The following is a 16419-nucleotide window of genomic DNA, read 5'->3' on the forward strand; positions in this document are numbered from 1 at the left end:
ACTAATTTTTTTACACTCATTATTACATGAATTCATTGTACCCAATATGACACATTTAACAAGTTCCAACGACGCCACACACGATGCAAGCAAGTTTTGTTCTTATTACCAAGCACACATTCGTAAAGAAGAATGTTGGCTGCTCACGGCGACATTGCGAAGCTTTGAGCATATCGCGTTTGATCGTACGATTGATAAGAGTCAGAGTATATTCGAATTTTTTGTTCCGCAAGGAATGGAAGGGCAATTTTTAGAACTCATGGCCTATTATGAAAAAACTGGCCTGGTAAGTAATCTAACAAAAATGCCCAACCGCTTGATCGATCCTACGGCAACTCTTTAGCTTAATATGCGATTAAATCGTTGTGTTATTTCTTCTACGCCAAGCATTTCAACTAATTCATGAATCCCAGGACCTTTTGGTTTGCCCATAAGCGCCATACGAATAAAGGTAAACATTTCCTTGAGTGGAATGTTTTGTGTTTGTGATGCTGTTTTTAATGTTTGTACGAATGTAGTGACATCATTAATATGTTCAAGAGCAGACACAAGAATAGTTGCAATAGTGATAGCATGTTCTGCATCGATAGCAGCAACAACATCCTGGTGCGTTACTTTTGGTGCTTCAAAATAAAAATCGAGTGCTTGTGTCACGTCTTTGAGCGTATTAAGATCGGTTTTTATAATTTGAATGAGGCGCGCTAACACCTTTTGATCTAATAGTTTTGCTGTTGGATAGGCTGCAAGCAAATAGGGCAAGCAAAGATTTGCTAAAGTCTCATCATTATAGAGTGTAATCCATTTGCGGTTTATCCAGTGGAGTTTTTCGACATCATATTTGATGTGGCCGGTTGTGTGCATGTTGTCGAAATTAAAGAGCTTTGCCAATTGTTCAAGCGACATAATCTCTTCTTTAAATGATCCGCCGATAATGGCTAGGTAGTTACAAATAGCCTCAGGCAAAAATCCTTCTGCTCTTAAATCGCGCAAAGAGAATCCAAAATCACGTTTGGAAAGTTTTTTGCCTTCAATATTACACAAAATTGGCAAATGCCAGAAGATAGGCAATGGTGCTTGGAATGCTTGATAGAGCATCGCTTGGTTGGCGGTGTTGGTTAAATGATCTTCGCCGCGGATGACGTGAGTCATATTCATAACCAAGTCGTCTACAAAGTTAGCAAATATAAAGGTGAAGGTTTCATCTTGACGTGTCAGTGGAAAGTCAGAAAAATTCTTAAAATTAAAGTTTATGACTCCATGCGCCATATCGGTAATAGCGATATGGCCTTCAGTTTCAAGTTTAACGCGCCATACAAAAAGTGTCTTTTTTGCAAGATGTTCATTGAGTTGTGCTTCGGATAATTTTGCGCAGGTGCGATCGTAGCGAGGTGGCATTTTGAGGGCAATTTGGCGTTCGCGTTTTTTTTCAAGATCTTCTGGTGTGCAAAAGCAACGATACGCACGGCTCTTATTAAAAAGTTCTGATAATTTTTCTTGGTAGATTGGCGTGCGCAATGATTGGAAGTAGGGCGCATCGGGACCGCCTATAATTGGGCCTTCATCATAGTGAAGACCAAGCCAAGTAAGATCTTCGATGATTTTTTCAGCAGTTGGATCGTAGTTTCGTTGAGTGTCAGTATCTTCAATCCGTATAATGTAGGTACCTTCTTTTTGTTTGGCAAAAAGATAATTCATTAATGCGGTGCGAACGTTCCCTAAATGCATCATGCCGGTCGGCGCTGGTGCAAATCTAACGCGAATTGTTGAGTTTTTCATAAAAAATCCTAGGAAATTGTATAGCAATCTTTCTATAAAGTGTAGCCAGAATAAGGTATAAGTCTAGGGGGCTTACTGAGTGGATTCTTGAATTTTTGACATTATTCTTATTATTTTGTTAGCATCGTTGGCGAGTAGTATAAAAAAAGGAGAAGCTCGTGAACAAATGTCTTAAGATTGTCTTTGGCATTCCTATTGCTAAAGATTTTATACATAGTGTCATTCAAAAGAGTGCAAAGAAATGCAGTCTGGAAGGCACAGCGCAGATAGTTATCACGGAAAATAAAGTGAAAGTTATTGTCTGTGGCCCCAAAGAATCCGTCGATCAGTTTATTGATCTTCTTCATAAAGAGAGTAAAGCGTATCTAGAAGATCTTGAAATTGAGCCATTTCTTAAGGATAGAGACTATAGAGGCGTTTTTCGGGTTATTGAATAACGTGATCTTAGCTTAAGCCTTGCGCCTTACTTTTTCTCAACATATGCATAAAAAAGCCTAAGGCTAAAATCAAATATACAACGTTAAGTGTAAAGCTTACGGCAATATGCCAGTACGGGATTTGCCCCATGGTCAGTGCATAGCGCATGCCCTCAAAAGCGTGAGTCATGGGCAAACATTTGCTGACGATTTGCATCCAGTGCGGTAAGATATCTACCGAATAATAGACCGAGCAAAATGGCGCAGGAAGCCATCCGATTGCCCATACGATGGTTTCTATTCTTTGTCCCCAATAGATGAGAAATCCTGAGGCAATAAATCCTAAAACCCATCCAGAAACTACGAGTAAAAGTATCAACGGTAGTAATGATATGCCTATAGAAAATAGGTTTAGATTGAAAATAAGTTTCATGAGCAATGCGCCGTAAGGAACGGTGATCAATGTGCCCAATAAGCCAGTCATCATAAGGCCAACAATCCATTCAGCAATGGTCAGTGGCGTTGCAAAAAAGTTTACTAAATTTTCATCCCAAATTTCTTGCAGAAGATTACGAGAGACTTCAAGGTGTGTTCTAAAGGAGACTTGCCATAAAATGAGTCCTGCGATTAAGTTGATGACAACCGTACTATTTTGTTGTGTAGAAAGTGATGTGCCAACAAAACCAAAGATGAGCATGTCGATTAAAGGCCAGTAAAAATAATCAAAAAGACTGCTCATGCCGTTGCGGTGCGAGTACAAATAACGAAGGACGACGGTCCAGGCACGTGAAAACTTAAAAACCATGAGTATCCTTTTTAGTTCGTCGAGCAAGCGAAGCAGTTCGAGAGATTTCCAAAAAGTAATCTTCTAAACTTGGCTTGGTGATTGAAATATGAGAATAGTTCACATCGAGCTTGGCAAGAGCTGCTAGTAGCGGTGCAATGGCATGTTCGTCAACGTGAATTTCGATGGTGCGGTCTGCTACGGTATGAATCAGGTTGTTGGCGGTAGCATGGGTAATAATTTGTTGGAGCCCATCAAGGACAATCATGTTCACTTTGGTTGTTGAAATGCTTTTTGCCAGATGTGCTGGTGTATTGTCGTCAACAATAGTGCCATTAGCAAGAACGATAACACGGTTACAAATTTCGCTCACTTCATCCATATTGTGCGAAGCAAGAAGGACTGTCATGCCAAGCGCTTTTTGTTGTTGAATGATAAAGGCTCTTACTTCTTGAGCAATGTCCGGGTCGAGTGCTGCTGTAGGTTCATCAAGTAGGAGAATTTTAGGTTCTACTAAGAATGCCTTTGCCAACATAACGCGTGTTGTTTGCCCCGCAGAGAGCGAGCCCATTTCTTGTTGTGCTCGGTCTTCCATACCAAAGAGTTCAAGGTAACGTATAATTCTCTTTCGAAGTTCGGTGATGGGTATGCTATAAAGGCGACCATAAATTTCTAAATTTTGTTGCACAGAAAGTCGACCAGGCAGTTTGGTGTAGGTGCTTGCAAAGGCAACGTGTTGCATAATTTCACTGCGATGCACGTGTAAGTTCTTGCCAAAATAATTGATGGTGCCCGATGTCGGAGTCAGTAGGTCCAAGAGCATTTTAATGGTTGTAGTTTTGCCAGCACCATTCGGGCCGAGAATGCCAACGACTTGTCCTGTTCCAATTTCAAATGAAATGTTATTAACGGCAACAAAATCTTGATCAGCTGGGCCAATAAAACGGCGTTTGCTGGGGAATATTTTAGTGAGATTATGTACAGAAAGCATGAGTGATCCTTATGGTTTAATTCTATTCCATACTAATAGAAAAAACCTTTCTTGCCAAGCACGATTCGGGGATTATTTTTATAATAAAAAAGTAAAATTTTGATACACCTAATTTTTTTAAATGCAGCATATTTCTGCCACAATGATTTGTGGAATGAGTTATGGCCACCATTATAGTCGATCATAACTTTAGTGATTTCTTAAAATTAGTCTTAACTCTTTCAGAGTGTTATTTTTTCGGCAGGGAAGTTTTTTGCTCCCCTGCCGATTGATTATCTTATTATTTTTTTTATGATGATAGTGCTGCCATTACTGCTGCTGTTGCCGCCGATGATGATGATGATGATGATGATGATGATGCGTTGGACAAAGTGGTATGGCCACCTCTCAGTAATGTTACTTCGATGTTGGCAGCAATATAACGGAAATTAAGGTCAGACTCTTTAAGTGATTTTATCCAAGCTCCGATTGCCGATGCCGATTCTTGTGGCGTGATATTTGCCTGTTTAAGAATAGCACTTTTACTCACGCATTCACCTGCATAAGCGACTAAGGCTTGTGGGGTAGGTTTTGGATACTGTATTACATCAAATCTGCTTGCAAGAGGCTTGTCATTTAATGTCTCATTACTTGCAACGAAAATAAGCATTGGCGGCATTTCTAGGTTAACGCCAGTACCATCCATTCCTTTGCCAAAGTAGGCAGTAGATAACTTAGAGCGATCGCCGTTAAAAATACGTTTTGCAGGACTGATCATTCCTTTATCGTTAAGCCAGGTTGCTTCGTCAACGATAACTATTGATCCGCGTTTGTTTTCTATTAATTGATTACGTAAAACACGTAAAAAAGCACCAGATTTTTCGGGCGAGCCTTCCAATTCATCTGCTCCGGTAACCACAAGGTCTTCAAAGCGAACGCTGCCAGGGATAAGTTCTTCTATCCATGCCGATAATGTTTGTACAAAATGTGTTTTGCCAATGCCACCAGCGCCATGAAGATAGAGATATCGAGGGAGCTGTACAACAGAAGTTGGCGCATGATCGTCCAACAAGGAGTCGATGAATTTTGCAATGTTAATTTTAACTTGCATAAGAGCTTCGGTGCACTCTTTAGTTTCGTAGTTATTAAAAAATGTATCTACGCGTTGATTGAGCTCTTGTTTGATTCCATCAATGCCCATATGGTTTTTAAAATGGACGGGCTGTTTTGGTTTGTACGTAGTAAAACCAAGAGCGAACTCAATAAAATTGGTGTGTGTTTCACGTGAAAACTCATTTTGTCGTGCAGACACAAATGCATTGATAATTTTAGGCCATAACACGCGGGGTATATAACATTTATTTTTAGCAAAATGTTCTTCAAGTTCTTTGAGTTGGTTGTCAGGCCATGATATGAGATGGTGAGCAGATTGAATAGTGCCGCGAAGCAATCTTAGTGTGTCAGAAATTGCAGCAAAAACTGCAAAACTTCCTCCTAATGATTCTGAGCCTAATGCTTTCATTGATAGAGCAGCACCAGTACCTGCAAGGCCCATTTCTGCTAATGCATAGATGGCAGGCCTGGCAAGTGTCATGCGACGCTCCCAGTTCAATCCTTTTAAGCAATCAGCTTCGTATTTTTCTAGGTCTTTTTTAGTTGTTTCTTGTTTGTCTGTGGTTGCCAATGGCATACGTTCATTTGAGGTTATATCGATTGAAATATGACCGATATCAGACGATTCTTCTTCTGCGTCTATTTTGTAAGATGCGCTTCTTGCAATACCTTGTGCTTCTGGAAACACGTTTTTGGAACATCCTAGGGTGTCCATAAGCTGTTTGTGTTTGGTATAGAGTTCTTTTTGGTCAAAAGCACTCCCATATCTTATGTTTTGATAAGGATCCTTGGGTGCAGGAACTTGCATTGCTACAGCCGACTGGGACGCTAGAAGCATAGCGAAAAGGCCTCTTGCCTGTTTAAATAGTTTTTTGATGGTCATTTGAACCTCCATTGATTCTATGTTTTTATTAGATTTTAACCTCTCAATCTCCATTCTACCCTGTTTTGTAAAAATGTCAAATAGAAGTTAAATGTCCCTGTTTTACCCTGTAAATATCTTTAGTGTTCCTGTATGGCTAGTGCCCAAGCTGTTTTAATCTTTCCAATCTCTCAGGTGCAGTTTTTCTGAACATTTCATCAGGAGATAGGTCATTGTATGCTGCATTGGCGAAAAACTTTGATTTTACATGGTAAACCTCAGCCAGCTCTTCATGCACCCAACCACGAGCTAACTTAAGGCTTTCGACGGGCATATCTAAATTGCCACTTTCAGTCAGTGCATCATACTCTTTGACTAGTGTAAGCAACATAATTTCAGCATTATCGAGGCGCTCAAGCAAGCGGAGCGTACGCGCAATGGCCCACTGTGCAATTCTAATATTAGGGGCATACCCTTCTTTTTTGCGGCACTCAAGTGCTTTTTGAAATGCCGACAGCGCTTTCTCAAATTGCTTTTCTTCAAAATAATTCTGTCCTAGGTTATTGGATAACGATCCAATCCAAAGAGCAGCTCGCGAATCCTTTGTGTGTGCAGCAAGGTCGAGTGCGCGTTGATTCCATTGTATTTTTTCTTGTGTCGGTTCGGCGAGGATAGCGATCATGTGAGCAGCATCGATTGTATAAAAGTCGAACTTGTGTTGTGCGCTGAATTCAAATGCTTGCTCAAAATACACTTTTGCTTCTTGGATGTTGTCTGCTTGATGGAACACTCGTCCCCGTTCAAGAAGAATTCTTGCCCGAGCTAGATCATATGCAGGGGTGAGCAACGCTTGTGCATCATCAAGAGTTTTATGGGCAGCGTCGAATTTTTTCTGCAACGCTTGGGCGAGCGCAATTTGGGATAAAATTTGTAAGTAGATCGATTTGTCTTGTAGTGCTTCAGCTTGGCCAAGAAGTTCGTGAAATTTTTTTTCAATTACCTCATGATAGCCAAGGCTCCAAACGTCATTAAAGTTTTCGAGTTTAATGTCAGTATTTGTTTGAGTGGTCATAGTTTCCTTTTTGTTACTGCAAGAAAGGTTAATCGTTAGTATTAAGGGTAGTAGAAGATAGATTTTCATAAAGGCCTTTTTATTTTTTCGATAGAGTTACCTATAAATAGTAGTCAATTCTGTAATCTTTGTCCTTCCAAGTATGGAGCAGTTTTGTTTTTTTAATGTCGCTGCGCGATATCCTTGTTTTTCGACCATCAAACTGTTTTGTTGTTTTTTCTGACAAGATATAGGATTTTAAGCCATTATAAAGTAATGGATGTTGGATTTTTAACCAAAATCCTTTTGAATCATGTTGGATTTTTGACCATGAATTGGATCATGAGGCGCTAGAAAGTCTTTATCTGCCGTATTTTTTAAGTATTAATGTTTCGGCACCTTGGATCCTCGGTATCTTTTCTTTAAACTCTTGACTAAGAAAAGTTAGGCTGCTATCTTTTCTTAACAAAGGAGACTAAGAAAAGATGAAAAAAAATACAAGAGTTGGAAATTACCTTTCCCAAATAATTATTGGTAGTAGTTATAAGGCTTATATGCCACCTTATTTACCACCCGCTCCGCCTCTAGATTTGCAGGCCTTATACCCGTATTTAGAGAAGGCTACTCAGGCTCTTGCGGAACTGAATAGCATTACTCAAACAATCCCCAATACTTCTCTGTTTATCTATATGTATGTGCGTAAAGAGGCGTTGCTTTCTTCACAAATTGAAGGGACACAGAGTTCTTTCTCCGACCTTATCTTATTTGAGCATGACCAAAAACCTTCCGTGTCACTCGATGATGTTGAAGAGGTGTCAAATTATGTGCAAGCCATTAAATATGGTTTAGAGCGCATCAAGGGTGGATTTCCATTATCATTGCGTTTATTGCGAGAAGTCCATGCTATTTTGCTCAAAGGTGTTAGAGGGGCACATAAATACCCGGGAGAGTTTAGACGTACTCAAAATTGGATTGGTGGGACAAGGCCAGGCAATGCTTTGTTTGTGCCGCCACCACCAGAATATTTGGCCGAGCTTTTGGGTAATCTTGAACAATTTTTACATGACGAAGAAACCAATCTGCCAGTTTTGGTCAAAGCTGGTCTTGTGCACGTGCAATTTGAGACCATACATCCATTTTTGGATGGCAATGGAAGGCTTGGCAGGTTATTGATCACCTTGTTGCTTTGTGAAAAAGGCTTATTGCAGGAACCAATCTTATATTTAAGTTTGTATCTTAAGCAGAACCGAACACTGTACTACGATTTATTACAGCAAGTTAGAACGCATGGCACCTGGGAGACGTGGCTCGAGTTCTTCTTAGAGGGTGTTTATACATCGGCCAAACAAGCCTTGTTGACGGCGCGTAACATTAATAAGCTTTTTGATAAAGATATGACAAGCATCCAAACATTAGGACGAGCAAAGTTTTCGTGCATGGAAATTTTTGAGTTCTTAAAAAAATTACCCCAAGTTTCTGTGCCGGTATTGGTTGAAGAGCTTGGTATGAGCGCGCCAACCGCCAGAAGTGCAGTGAACTCTTTAGAGTCTCTTGGTATTCTCAAGGAGATCAGTGGAAGAAAGCGGAACAAAGTCTATGTCTATAAACAGTATCTTGATCTGTTAGAAGAAGGTTCTGAGCCGTTGAAATAATGTGGTATTTTTTGCCCTCGAAGTTTTTTTATTGACTCCAATAAGTAATGCCTGATATAATGGACACTAAAGGGAGATCGTATGATTAAGATTAATAAGACAAAAGAATTTCAGGCCTGGTTTGGTTCATTGACCATTAAAGAACAACTTAAAATTGAATCTCGCTTGGAACGAATCCATAATCTTGAGTACTTTGGCGATGCTAAGGGTTTGGGTAATGGGTTGGCAGAATTGCGATGGACAAATGGGTGGCGGGTTTATTTTGTTAAAGAAAAATCTACAATAATTTTGTTACTTAACGGAGGCAACAAAAATGCACAAAAAAAAGACATCGAAAAAGCAAGAATTCTCATTCAAAAATATGCAAGAAACTAAAATCAGTAAAAAAGGTTTGATACCATGGAATCCAGAAGATGATCTTATGGATCATCAAAAAGTGGGTGCGGCATTGTTAGAATGTCTCATCGATAATGATACCGAAAGCTTTATGGAGATTCTTGATTCATACTTGCGCATCAACCGACTTCAAGTTTCAAAAAATGCAAACATGGCACGATCAACGGTTCAATTAGCGTTGTCAAAGAGTGGTAACCCAACGCTTAAAACACTCGCCAAGATTGTGCATGAGTCATCATTGAAAAGGTAGTAATATTTATTCTTCAATTCTTTTGACAACTACCATTTTTTATGCGGTAATTAATAGGAGCTATCTCTATTATAGTGCTTAAACGAGGTAAGAATCCGTGGAAACATCTACATCAATCATTTTCGTTGTAAAGGCGTAAAGCCCTTTACTATTCTTGTTGCCGATCTCAGGCGATAATTTCTATCCAATTTTTTTATACCGCTATCCATGCAACGCTTGCGCGCGTTAACTGCATTATGCCGGTATTGTTATTCACAGGAGATGCTATGTCTCAACTATTAAGGAGCAGTATATGATGCATAAACCTATCTTACTTAAAAATATTGGTTTTTCTTTTCCCCACAAAATTTGTTTTGAAGATTTTACCGGTCAAATAAATTATGGAAGTAGTATTGCCATTATTGGACGCAACGGGAGCGGCAAATCTACCTTGCTCAATATATTACGAGGAACGGTTGAGCCTACGAGTGGGCAACTGGTAGTTCCGTCGGATGTTGTGTGTGGCTACGTGCCTCAAATTGTTGAAGATTTTGACAATTTGAGTGGTGGTCAACGTTTTAACCAAGCTCTAACAGGTGTGTTGAGTGAAGATCCAAATGTTCTGTTGCTTGATGAACCGACTAACCATTTGGACCAGCACAATCGCACATCGTTGATGCGTATGCTGCGTTCATATCAAGGAACCTTAATTGTGGTAACGCATGATGTCGAGTTGTTACGCACTTGTATTGATACGCTGTGGCACATTGATAATGGTCGTATTCAGGTTTTCTCAGGAAATTATGATGATTATATGCGTGAAATGAATATCAAGCGTGCTGCTATAGAAGAGGAATTAGCCCGATTGAATCGTCAAAAGCAAGGTGTGCACCAGGTATTAATGAAAGAACAAGAACGTGCAGCAAAAAGTAAAGTGCACGGTCAAAAAAAGTATGCTCATGAAAAGATTGCTTTGAGAGCGGCTGAAGGGCGTGGGCAAAAAACGCATAATAAAATGAAAAAATCGATAGCAGATACAAAAGGTGATTTGCTTGAGCAGCTCTCTGAATTGCGTTTGCCCGAAGAAATTGTGCCGACATTTTCGCTCAGTAGTGCAGATGTTACCGGCCGAACTCTTGTTTCAATCGTTGATGGCAGTGTTGGCTATCTTGGGCAAGAACCATTATTGAAGCACATCAGTTTACAAGTTGGTCCTCATGATCGTATTGCTATCATGGGTGCCAATGGTAGCGGAAAATCAACCTTGATGAAAGCTATATTAGGTGATGTGCAGGTTGCAACAGCGGGAGATTGGTACATGCCAAAAGCTCAGGATATTGGTTATCTTGATCAACAGTATCGCACGCTGGATGCCGACAAAACAGTGTTCGAGACTATTCAGGACCTTGTGCCTACGCATTCTCATGCCGAGATTCGTCGGCATTTGAATGACTTTTTATTTCGTAAAAATGAAGAAGTTAATACGCTGGTTGCTAATCTTTCTGGTGGCGAAAAGGCGCGGTTAACATTGGCGCAGATTGCAGCTAAAACACCAAGGCTTCTTATGTTGGATGAAATTACCAACAACCTTGATTTGGAAACACGTGAGCATGTCATTGAAGTGCTTAAAGAATATCCCGGTGCTATGATGGTTATTTCACATGATGAAGATTTTTTAAAAGAAATTGGCGTTACTGATGAATATTATATTGAAAATGGTTCTATGGTGAGGCGATGAATGTGCTATCGACACAATTTAGGAAATATTTTCTCATTTTTGTTCTTATAATAATTATTGCTCTAGGGGTTTTTTACATGACCAATGCATCTATACAATTGCCGGAACCTACTGGATTTTTTAATGTTGGCACAACAACGTATCATTGGATTGATACAAAACGCAAAGAAATGCATGCCGATAATGCAGAGCATCCTTATCGTGAGTTGATGGTGCAGGTTTGGTATCCAGCGCAGCAAAGCACAGGAAAAAAAGCTGACTATATGCCGCCTCGTGTGCATAACTATATTCAGGACATTGTTAAAAAGGCCACCGCTACTACGTGGCAAGGCGTCGGTTATATTACTCAGAATGTTGCTACAAATTCTTACAAAGATGTACCAATAGCTTCTGAAAATAATACCTATCCAGTGATTATTTTTTCTCATGGATTTGCTTCCATAAATTATGTGCATACTTCTTTTTGTGAAGAATTGGCTTCTCATGGTTATATTGTTATTGCTCCAAATCATACGTATATAGCTGATCCAGTAGAATTTGCCGATGGCAGAATTATTGGGCTTGCAGATAGTTTTAAAACAGTACAACCTGGCTCTCAGCAATTTGATAAGGCTATGTATAATGAAATTGATGTGTGGATTGATGATATAAAATTCATTCTTGATGAACTTGAAAAAATCAACAATCATGATGCCAAAAATATTTTGACGCATCGATTGAATGTAAGTGCTATTGGGATGGTTGGTCATTCGTTTGGTGGCATGACGGCTCATCAAGTATGCAGCCTTGATACCCGCATTAAAGCAGGCGTAGATATGGATGGCGCACTCTATGGCAACCTTAATCGCGATGTTTTAATTCCTTTTATGTATATGTATGTCGAGCCTCAGATGCTGAGCAAGCAAGAGCTTGAAATGTGGCATATGCAAGAAGAGGATTATGTAAAATTCATACAAGACATGCGTGCTAATATTACCAAGCTTTCTGCGAGTCTCAAAGGCGATGCATACATTATTAAGTTCATTCAAGGTGATCATATGACCTTTAGCGATTATTTATTGCTCAAGCACGTATCAAAACCGACCATGCTGAACCCGCTACGTGGCATTGAAATTACCCGAGCTCTGCTGGTTGATTTCTTTGATAAGTATCTTAAGGGTGAAACAGCAAAAGTATTGAATGCTGGGATGGTCACGTATCCGGAGATAACTATTGAGCGAAAATAATGCTTGACCCTCACGCAACGTGATACCTTATTCTTGTTGATAAGGAGTAAAAACTATGACTAAAAAAAGTTGGTACGCAAAAGAATTCGGTACGTTGACGGGGGTTTCCGTACGCGCACTTCATCACTACGACACAATTGGTTTACTCAAACCTTCGTTGCGGCTGTCCAATGGCTATCGTGTATACTCCGAGACTGATCTGTTGAAATTACAGCAGATTGTTGCATTAAAGTTTTTCGGCTTAAAGCTTGCCGATATCAAGACGTTGATACTGGGCAAAACAAATACCATCGAACAGCTTGAGCTACACCGCACTTTGTTGAACAAACAAGTGTCAAATTTGCACCGTGCGGCAGACATGCTTGATGCAATAATCACTGATGTGAAAGATACGGGATTAGTTGATTGGCAAAACATTATTAATCTTATAGGGGTATATCACATGACTCAAGATCTTAAAAAAACATCGGCTGGCAAAGTATATAGCGAAGATCAGCTTAAGCAGTTTGCTGAACTCAAAAAACAGCATACGCCTGAGCAAGCAAAAGCCATCGAACAAGAATGGGCGACATTAATTGTAGAGGTTAAAAACAACCTTCATCAAGATCCTCAAGGATCTATTGGTGAAAAATTAGCTCAAACATGGATCAATTTAGTCGATAAGTCTTATGGATCTTATACTGAATTACGGGATGCGACTTGGCTTGCTTACAAGCATAATAAAATTTCTAATGCGCCTTTTGATAAAAAGATTTGGCATTTTATTGAAGCTGCATGCAAAGCGCATAACGTAACACCAAAAGCGTGGTGATAATGAATTATAAAATAATAGCGATAGTTGGAGTTTTTGTAATGAGTACTATTAATGCTGTACAGCTGCCCAAGTCAACCGGGCAGTTTTTGGTTGGCACAACAACGTATCATTGGATTGATACAAAACGTAAAGAAACATTGGGTGATCATCCAAACCGTGAGTTGATGGTGCAAGTATGGTACCCGGCACAAACTACGGGCAAAAAATCTGACTATATGTCGCCAACCTTGCGTGCATACATTGCACGAAATGCTGATTATCCGTATTCATTATTTGAATTCGGGTATACGACTAAGCAAGTGTTGACCAATTCGTTTGAGGATGTGCCAGTGTCTGATGCGAAGTCGCATTATCCTGTGGTGATTTTTTCTCATGGTTTTGGTGCGCCGCGCTATTTATATACATCGTTGCTAGAAGATTTAGCAAGCCGTGGCTATATCGTGGTGGCGCCAAGTCATACCTATGCCTCGGATCCTGTTGAATTTCCAGACGGGCGCATTACGCAAGCTGCCGATGTATTTAGAAAAAATACGGGCGCTTTTAAACGAAACGAAGAAACGCGCGCTGAGGCAATTGCCTTGAGCAAGGTGTGGATTGGCGATATACAGTTTGTTGCAGATATGCTTGAGCAGATTAATCATCAAGATTCAAAGGGGTTACTCACGGGCAAGCTGGACATGCAACATTTAGGACTTTTTGGCCATTCGTTTGGCGGCTTTGTTACAGAACAACTATGCCGCATGGATAAACGATTTAAAGCTGGTGTTGATATCGATGGCGACTTAATTGGTTATGAGTTAGAACAAGGATTTGATACGCCCTTTATGTGCGTGTATGTGGCCGCCGGTATGCCTTCCAAAGAAGAATTGGCTCGTATGGGTATGACCGAAGAAACATTCAGATCTATTGTTGGCGGCATGGAAAACAAAATAAAAACTCTATGCAATGCCATACCCAATGATACGTATCAAGTGAAATGCAAAACAGCACACCACATGACCTTTAGCGATTATTTTTTAATTAATCCTTTTGGCAGTCCAGAAGAACAAGGCAAGGTTATTGACCCGCAACGTGGTGTGGCAATGACTCGTGCATTGCTGGGTGATTTTTTTGATAGATATCTTAAGGGTCAAACGTCTGTTGATTTGCTTGATAATGCAAGTCAGAATATTGAGATTGTGATTAAGGCTTAGTAGTAAAAATACGAAAATAAAAAGCAGAACAATGCGTATCAAATAATTTATCTTAACTGATAGGTTAAGCGTTATTTTTTAAATACACTTTTTATTTTGTAATGGATGTGCTAGAATATACTAAAATTAGTATATAATTGTGAGAGAGTAGTATGGATAAAAAAAGAAATAGGTTGGATTGGGTCGAGTAAGAAGGATCTGGTTTCTTTCTCGGAAGAAGTTCAGGATGATATAGGTTTTGGACTATATCAAGTGCAATTGGGAAGGACTCCGAAAAGCAGTAAGCCACTTAAGGGGTTTGGTGGTTCAGGAGTTCTTGAAATACTGACTGATGATAACGCTGGAACATACCGGGCGGTCTATACAATTAATATGCCCGAAATAGTCTATGTACTGCATGTATTTCAAAAAAAATCTAAGCATGGTATTGAAACACCTAAAAAAGATATGGACCTTGTTCGCAATAGACTTAAGCAAGCACAGGAACTTTATAAGGAAAGATTAAAAAAATGAAAAAGAAAATAGAATATAGTGTGAGTTCTGGTAATGTTTTTGCAGATCTTGGCCTCCCTAACCCAGAAGAAAGGCTTGCCAAAGCTGACCTTGCTTTACAAATTAATGATCTAATCGATCAGAAAAATCTTACCCAAAAAAAGGCTGCGCAACTGCTTGATATAGATCAACCAAAAGTATCAGACCTTGCCAGAGGGCGCTTGGCAGGATTTTCTCTTGAAAGATTGTTTCGTTTTTTAATGATTCTCGGTCAGGATATTACTATTAAGGTGGCGCCTAAAAAGAAAACAAAAAAGAATGCTGAGATGAGTGTTGTTCTGCCAAAACTTAAGAAAAGTCCTGTTATAAAACAGCGTAGTCCGTCTTCTAGTGCTGTTGCGATCCATGCAAAGAAGAGAAAATAAGGATCGAAGATCCCAAAAAAAGCCCTAGAATGCCTGGTTTTTATGTGGTACACTGAGCATAAATAATGCGAGGTTTGCTCTATAATTCTTAGGATATTCATGACACTGTTCTTTTTGCTTATAATGCTATGCGTTGGCAGCATATATGGCGACATACCAACATGCCAAGCCCTACAGTCTTTGCAAGAAGTTTGTGCCCAAGGCGCGATAACGTTTGTCTTGAATGCGCATGCCGACGATCATGCGTCTCTTATCGAAAAAAGCATCACAAAACCATTTGTGCTTGCTGACATCAATTTTGAGTCCGACGTATATTTTTCACCCACAGAATTTGATTACCTGGTCGATTTACGCAAAGGTGACGTGGTCACCGCTCAGCATATCAAAAAGGCTGTCTCATACTTGTTTAAAAAGAATAAGTTCTCCACCATTTCCTTGACCATTAGGTGTTGCGAGCAGGGCAACACCATCAAGATAGGCCTGACCAGTTTTTGGACATTTAAGAAGCTAAAATTCCATGGCATGCTCATTGGCAAGGAATCATACCGTCAATATTATACTATGGAGCCCAACGATCCGTTTGATGAAATTAAGCACCAGCATGCTTTAGAAAAAATGCGCGAGGCTTTGCGACAAGAGGGATATTTTAATGCTGAGGCGGTGAGCCAATTGAAATATGACAATGGTACTAAGCAGATTGTTGCACATGTCACTCTACGCAAGAATGAGCGATTTGGTGTTGCTGATATCAAGAGCGAAATTAAGAGCGATGCTTCAATCAGCGACTGCCAACGAAACGAAGCAGAAGAAATTATTCAGCATCACTTTTTAAAAAAGCTTGATGGTGGTTCTTATAGCAAAAGTTCGATCAACAAGCGGACATGCGCGCTCAAGCGTAAGTTGTCTCAAAAAGGTTTTATTCATGTTGATGTTAATCTGAGTGAGCGCGTTGACTATGAAGAGCATGAGGTTATTCTGTCATTCGTTTTTGATTTGCATCATAAAAAAGAGTTTATCTTTACAGGTAACCAGTTCTTTTCCAGTGAGCGATTATTGGATTCCATTTTAGAATTTGGCCATTCGGCATGGTTCTTGCCGTCTTCAATTCTTTCAGATGAAATTGTGCAGGCATACCAAAAAAAGGGTTTCTGGTATGTGAAAGTGTCTTCATGCGAAGCGCCAGACAATTATATCTTTGAGATTAATGAGGGCGAGCGCGTGTCGGTTAAAGAGGTGAAGGTAAAAAATGCTTTAGGGGAGGATATCACCAAGCAGCTCAAGG

General features: G+C 39.8%; 16 protein-coding genes and 1 pseudogene. 12 read left to right on the top strand and 5 right to left on the bottom strand.

Going from position 1 to position 16419, the window contains the following annotated elements:
• The first annotated feature begins 46 nt into the window (after positions 1–46).
• On the top strand, positions 47–343 hold the full coding sequence (locus NTX86_05160) for a hypothetical protein (GenBank protein ID MCX5922684.1): 297 nt from the start codon (positions 47–49) through the stop codon (positions 341–343).
• Here NTX86_05160 and gltX read toward each other — a convergent pair.
• Positions 340–1776 carry a glutamate--tRNA ligase gene (gltX, locus tag NTX86_05165; GenBank protein MCX5922685.1) on the bottom strand — a complete coding sequence of 479 codons (1437 nt, stop codon included), beginning with the start codon at positions 1774–1776 and terminating at the stop codon, positions 340–342. The genes NTX86_05160 and gltX overlap by 4 nt on opposite strands.
• A gap of 158 nt (positions 1777–1934) precedes the next feature.
• Here gltX and NTX86_05170 point away from each other — a divergent pair, with 158 nt between their 5' ends.
• Positions 1935–2213 (top strand): acylphosphatase, encoded by a 279-nt coding sequence (locus NTX86_05170; GenBank protein MCX5922686.1) that lies wholly within the window; start codon positions 1935–1937, stop codon positions 2211–2213.
• A 7-nt stretch (positions 2214–2220) separates the two neighbouring features.
• On the opposite strand, the gene NTX86_05175 is transcribed toward NTX86_05170, so the two are convergent.
• The 4 genes from NTX86_05175 to NTX86_05190 form a co-directional block, all read right to left on the bottom strand.
• On the bottom strand, positions 2221–2997 hold the full coding sequence (locus tag NTX86_05175) for an ABC transporter permease (GenBank protein MCX5922687.1): 777 nt from the start codon (positions 2995–2997) through the stop codon (positions 2221–2223).
• Positions 2987–3967 (bottom strand): ABC transporter ATP-binding protein, encoded by a 981-nt coding sequence (locus NTX86_05180; GenBank protein MCX5922688.1) that lies wholly within the window; start codon positions 3965–3967, stop codon positions 2987–2989. Before NTX86_05180 ends, NTX86_05175 begins: the two co-directional genes overlap by 11 nt.
• Before the next feature lie 289 nt (positions 3968–4256).
• The gene (locus tag NTX86_05185) at positions 4257–5942 is read right to left on the bottom strand and encodes an ATP-binding protein (GenBank protein ID MCX5922689.1); all 1686 of its coding nucleotides are present in this window, start codon (positions 5940–5942) and stop codon (positions 4257–4259) included.
• Between the two features lie 136 nt (positions 5943–6078).
• On the bottom strand, positions 6079–6993 hold the full coding sequence (locus NTX86_05190; GenBank protein ID MCX5922690.1) for a tetratricopeptide repeat protein: 915 nt from the start codon (positions 6991–6993) through the stop codon (positions 6079–6081).
• Between the two features lie 464 nt (positions 6994–7457).
• Between NTX86_05190 and NTX86_05195 the strand changes: the two genes are divergently transcribed.
• The 10 genes and pseudogenes from NTX86_05195 to NTX86_05240 all read left to right on the top strand — a co-directional run.
• A complete protein-coding gene (locus tag NTX86_05195) occupies positions 7458–8624 on the top strand; it encodes a Fic family protein (GenBank protein MCX5922691.1) in 1167 nt (388 codons plus the stop codon).
• 81 nt (positions 8625–8705) lie between these two features.
• Positions 8706–8999 carry a type II toxin-antitoxin system RelE/ParE family toxin gene (locus tag NTX86_05200; protein ID MCX5922692.1) on the top strand — a complete coding sequence of 98 codons (294 nt, stop codon included), beginning with the start codon at positions 8706–8708 and terminating at the stop codon, positions 8997–8999.
• The gene (locus tag NTX86_05205) at positions 8938–9270 is read left to right on the top strand and encodes a hypothetical protein (GenBank protein ID MCX5922693.1); all 333 of its coding nucleotides are present in this window, start codon (positions 8938–8940) and stop codon (positions 9268–9270) included. The genes NTX86_05200 and NTX86_05205 overlap by 62 nt, the downstream gene beginning before the upstream one ends.
• 292 nt (positions 9271–9562) lie before the next feature.
• The gene (locus NTX86_05210; protein MCX5922694.1) at positions 9563–10987 is read left to right on the top strand and encodes an ABC-F family ATP-binding cassette domain-containing protein; all 1425 of its coding nucleotides are present in this window, start codon (positions 9563–9565) and stop codon (positions 10985–10987) included.
• A 77-nt stretch (positions 10988–11064) separates the two neighbouring features.
• Positions 11065–12213: a dienelactone hydrolase family protein gene (locus NTX86_05215; protein ID MCX5922695.1), complete on the top strand. Its 1149-nt coding sequence runs from the start codon at positions 11065–11067 to the stop codon at positions 12211–12213.
• A 55-nt stretch (positions 12214–12268) separates the two neighbouring features.
• Positions 12269–13024 (top strand): MerR family transcriptional regulator, encoded by a 756-nt coding sequence (locus tag NTX86_05220; GenBank protein ID MCX5922696.1) that lies wholly within the window; start codon positions 12269–12271, stop codon positions 13022–13024.
• Between the two features lie 2 nt (positions 13025–13026).
• On the top strand, positions 13027–14220 hold the full coding sequence (locus NTX86_05225; protein ID MCX5922697.1) for a hypothetical protein: 1194 nt from the start codon (positions 13027–13029) through the stop codon (positions 14218–14220).
• Between the two features lie 156 nt (positions 14221–14376).
• On the top strand, positions 14377–14733 hold the full coding sequence (locus NTX86_05230) for a type II toxin-antitoxin system RelE/ParE family toxin (GenBank protein ID MCX5922698.1): 357 nt from the start codon (positions 14377–14379) through the stop codon (positions 14731–14733).
• Positions 14730–15029: pseudogene (locus tag NTX86_05235) on the top strand (helix-turn-helix transcriptional regulator). Before NTX86_05230 ends, NTX86_05235 begins: the two are co-directional and overlap by 4 nt.
• A gap of 207 nt (positions 15030–15236) precedes the next feature.
• The coding region (locus NTX86_05240; protein MCX5922699.1) for a hypothetical protein at positions 15237–16419 on the top strand (1183 nt) is incomplete at its 3' end.

It is taken from the genome of Candidatus Dependentiae bacterium, from assembly GCA_026389015.1.
In the GTDB taxonomy this organism is placed as follows: domain Bacteria; phylum Babelota; class Babeliae; order Babelales; family Vermiphilaceae; genus JAPLIR01.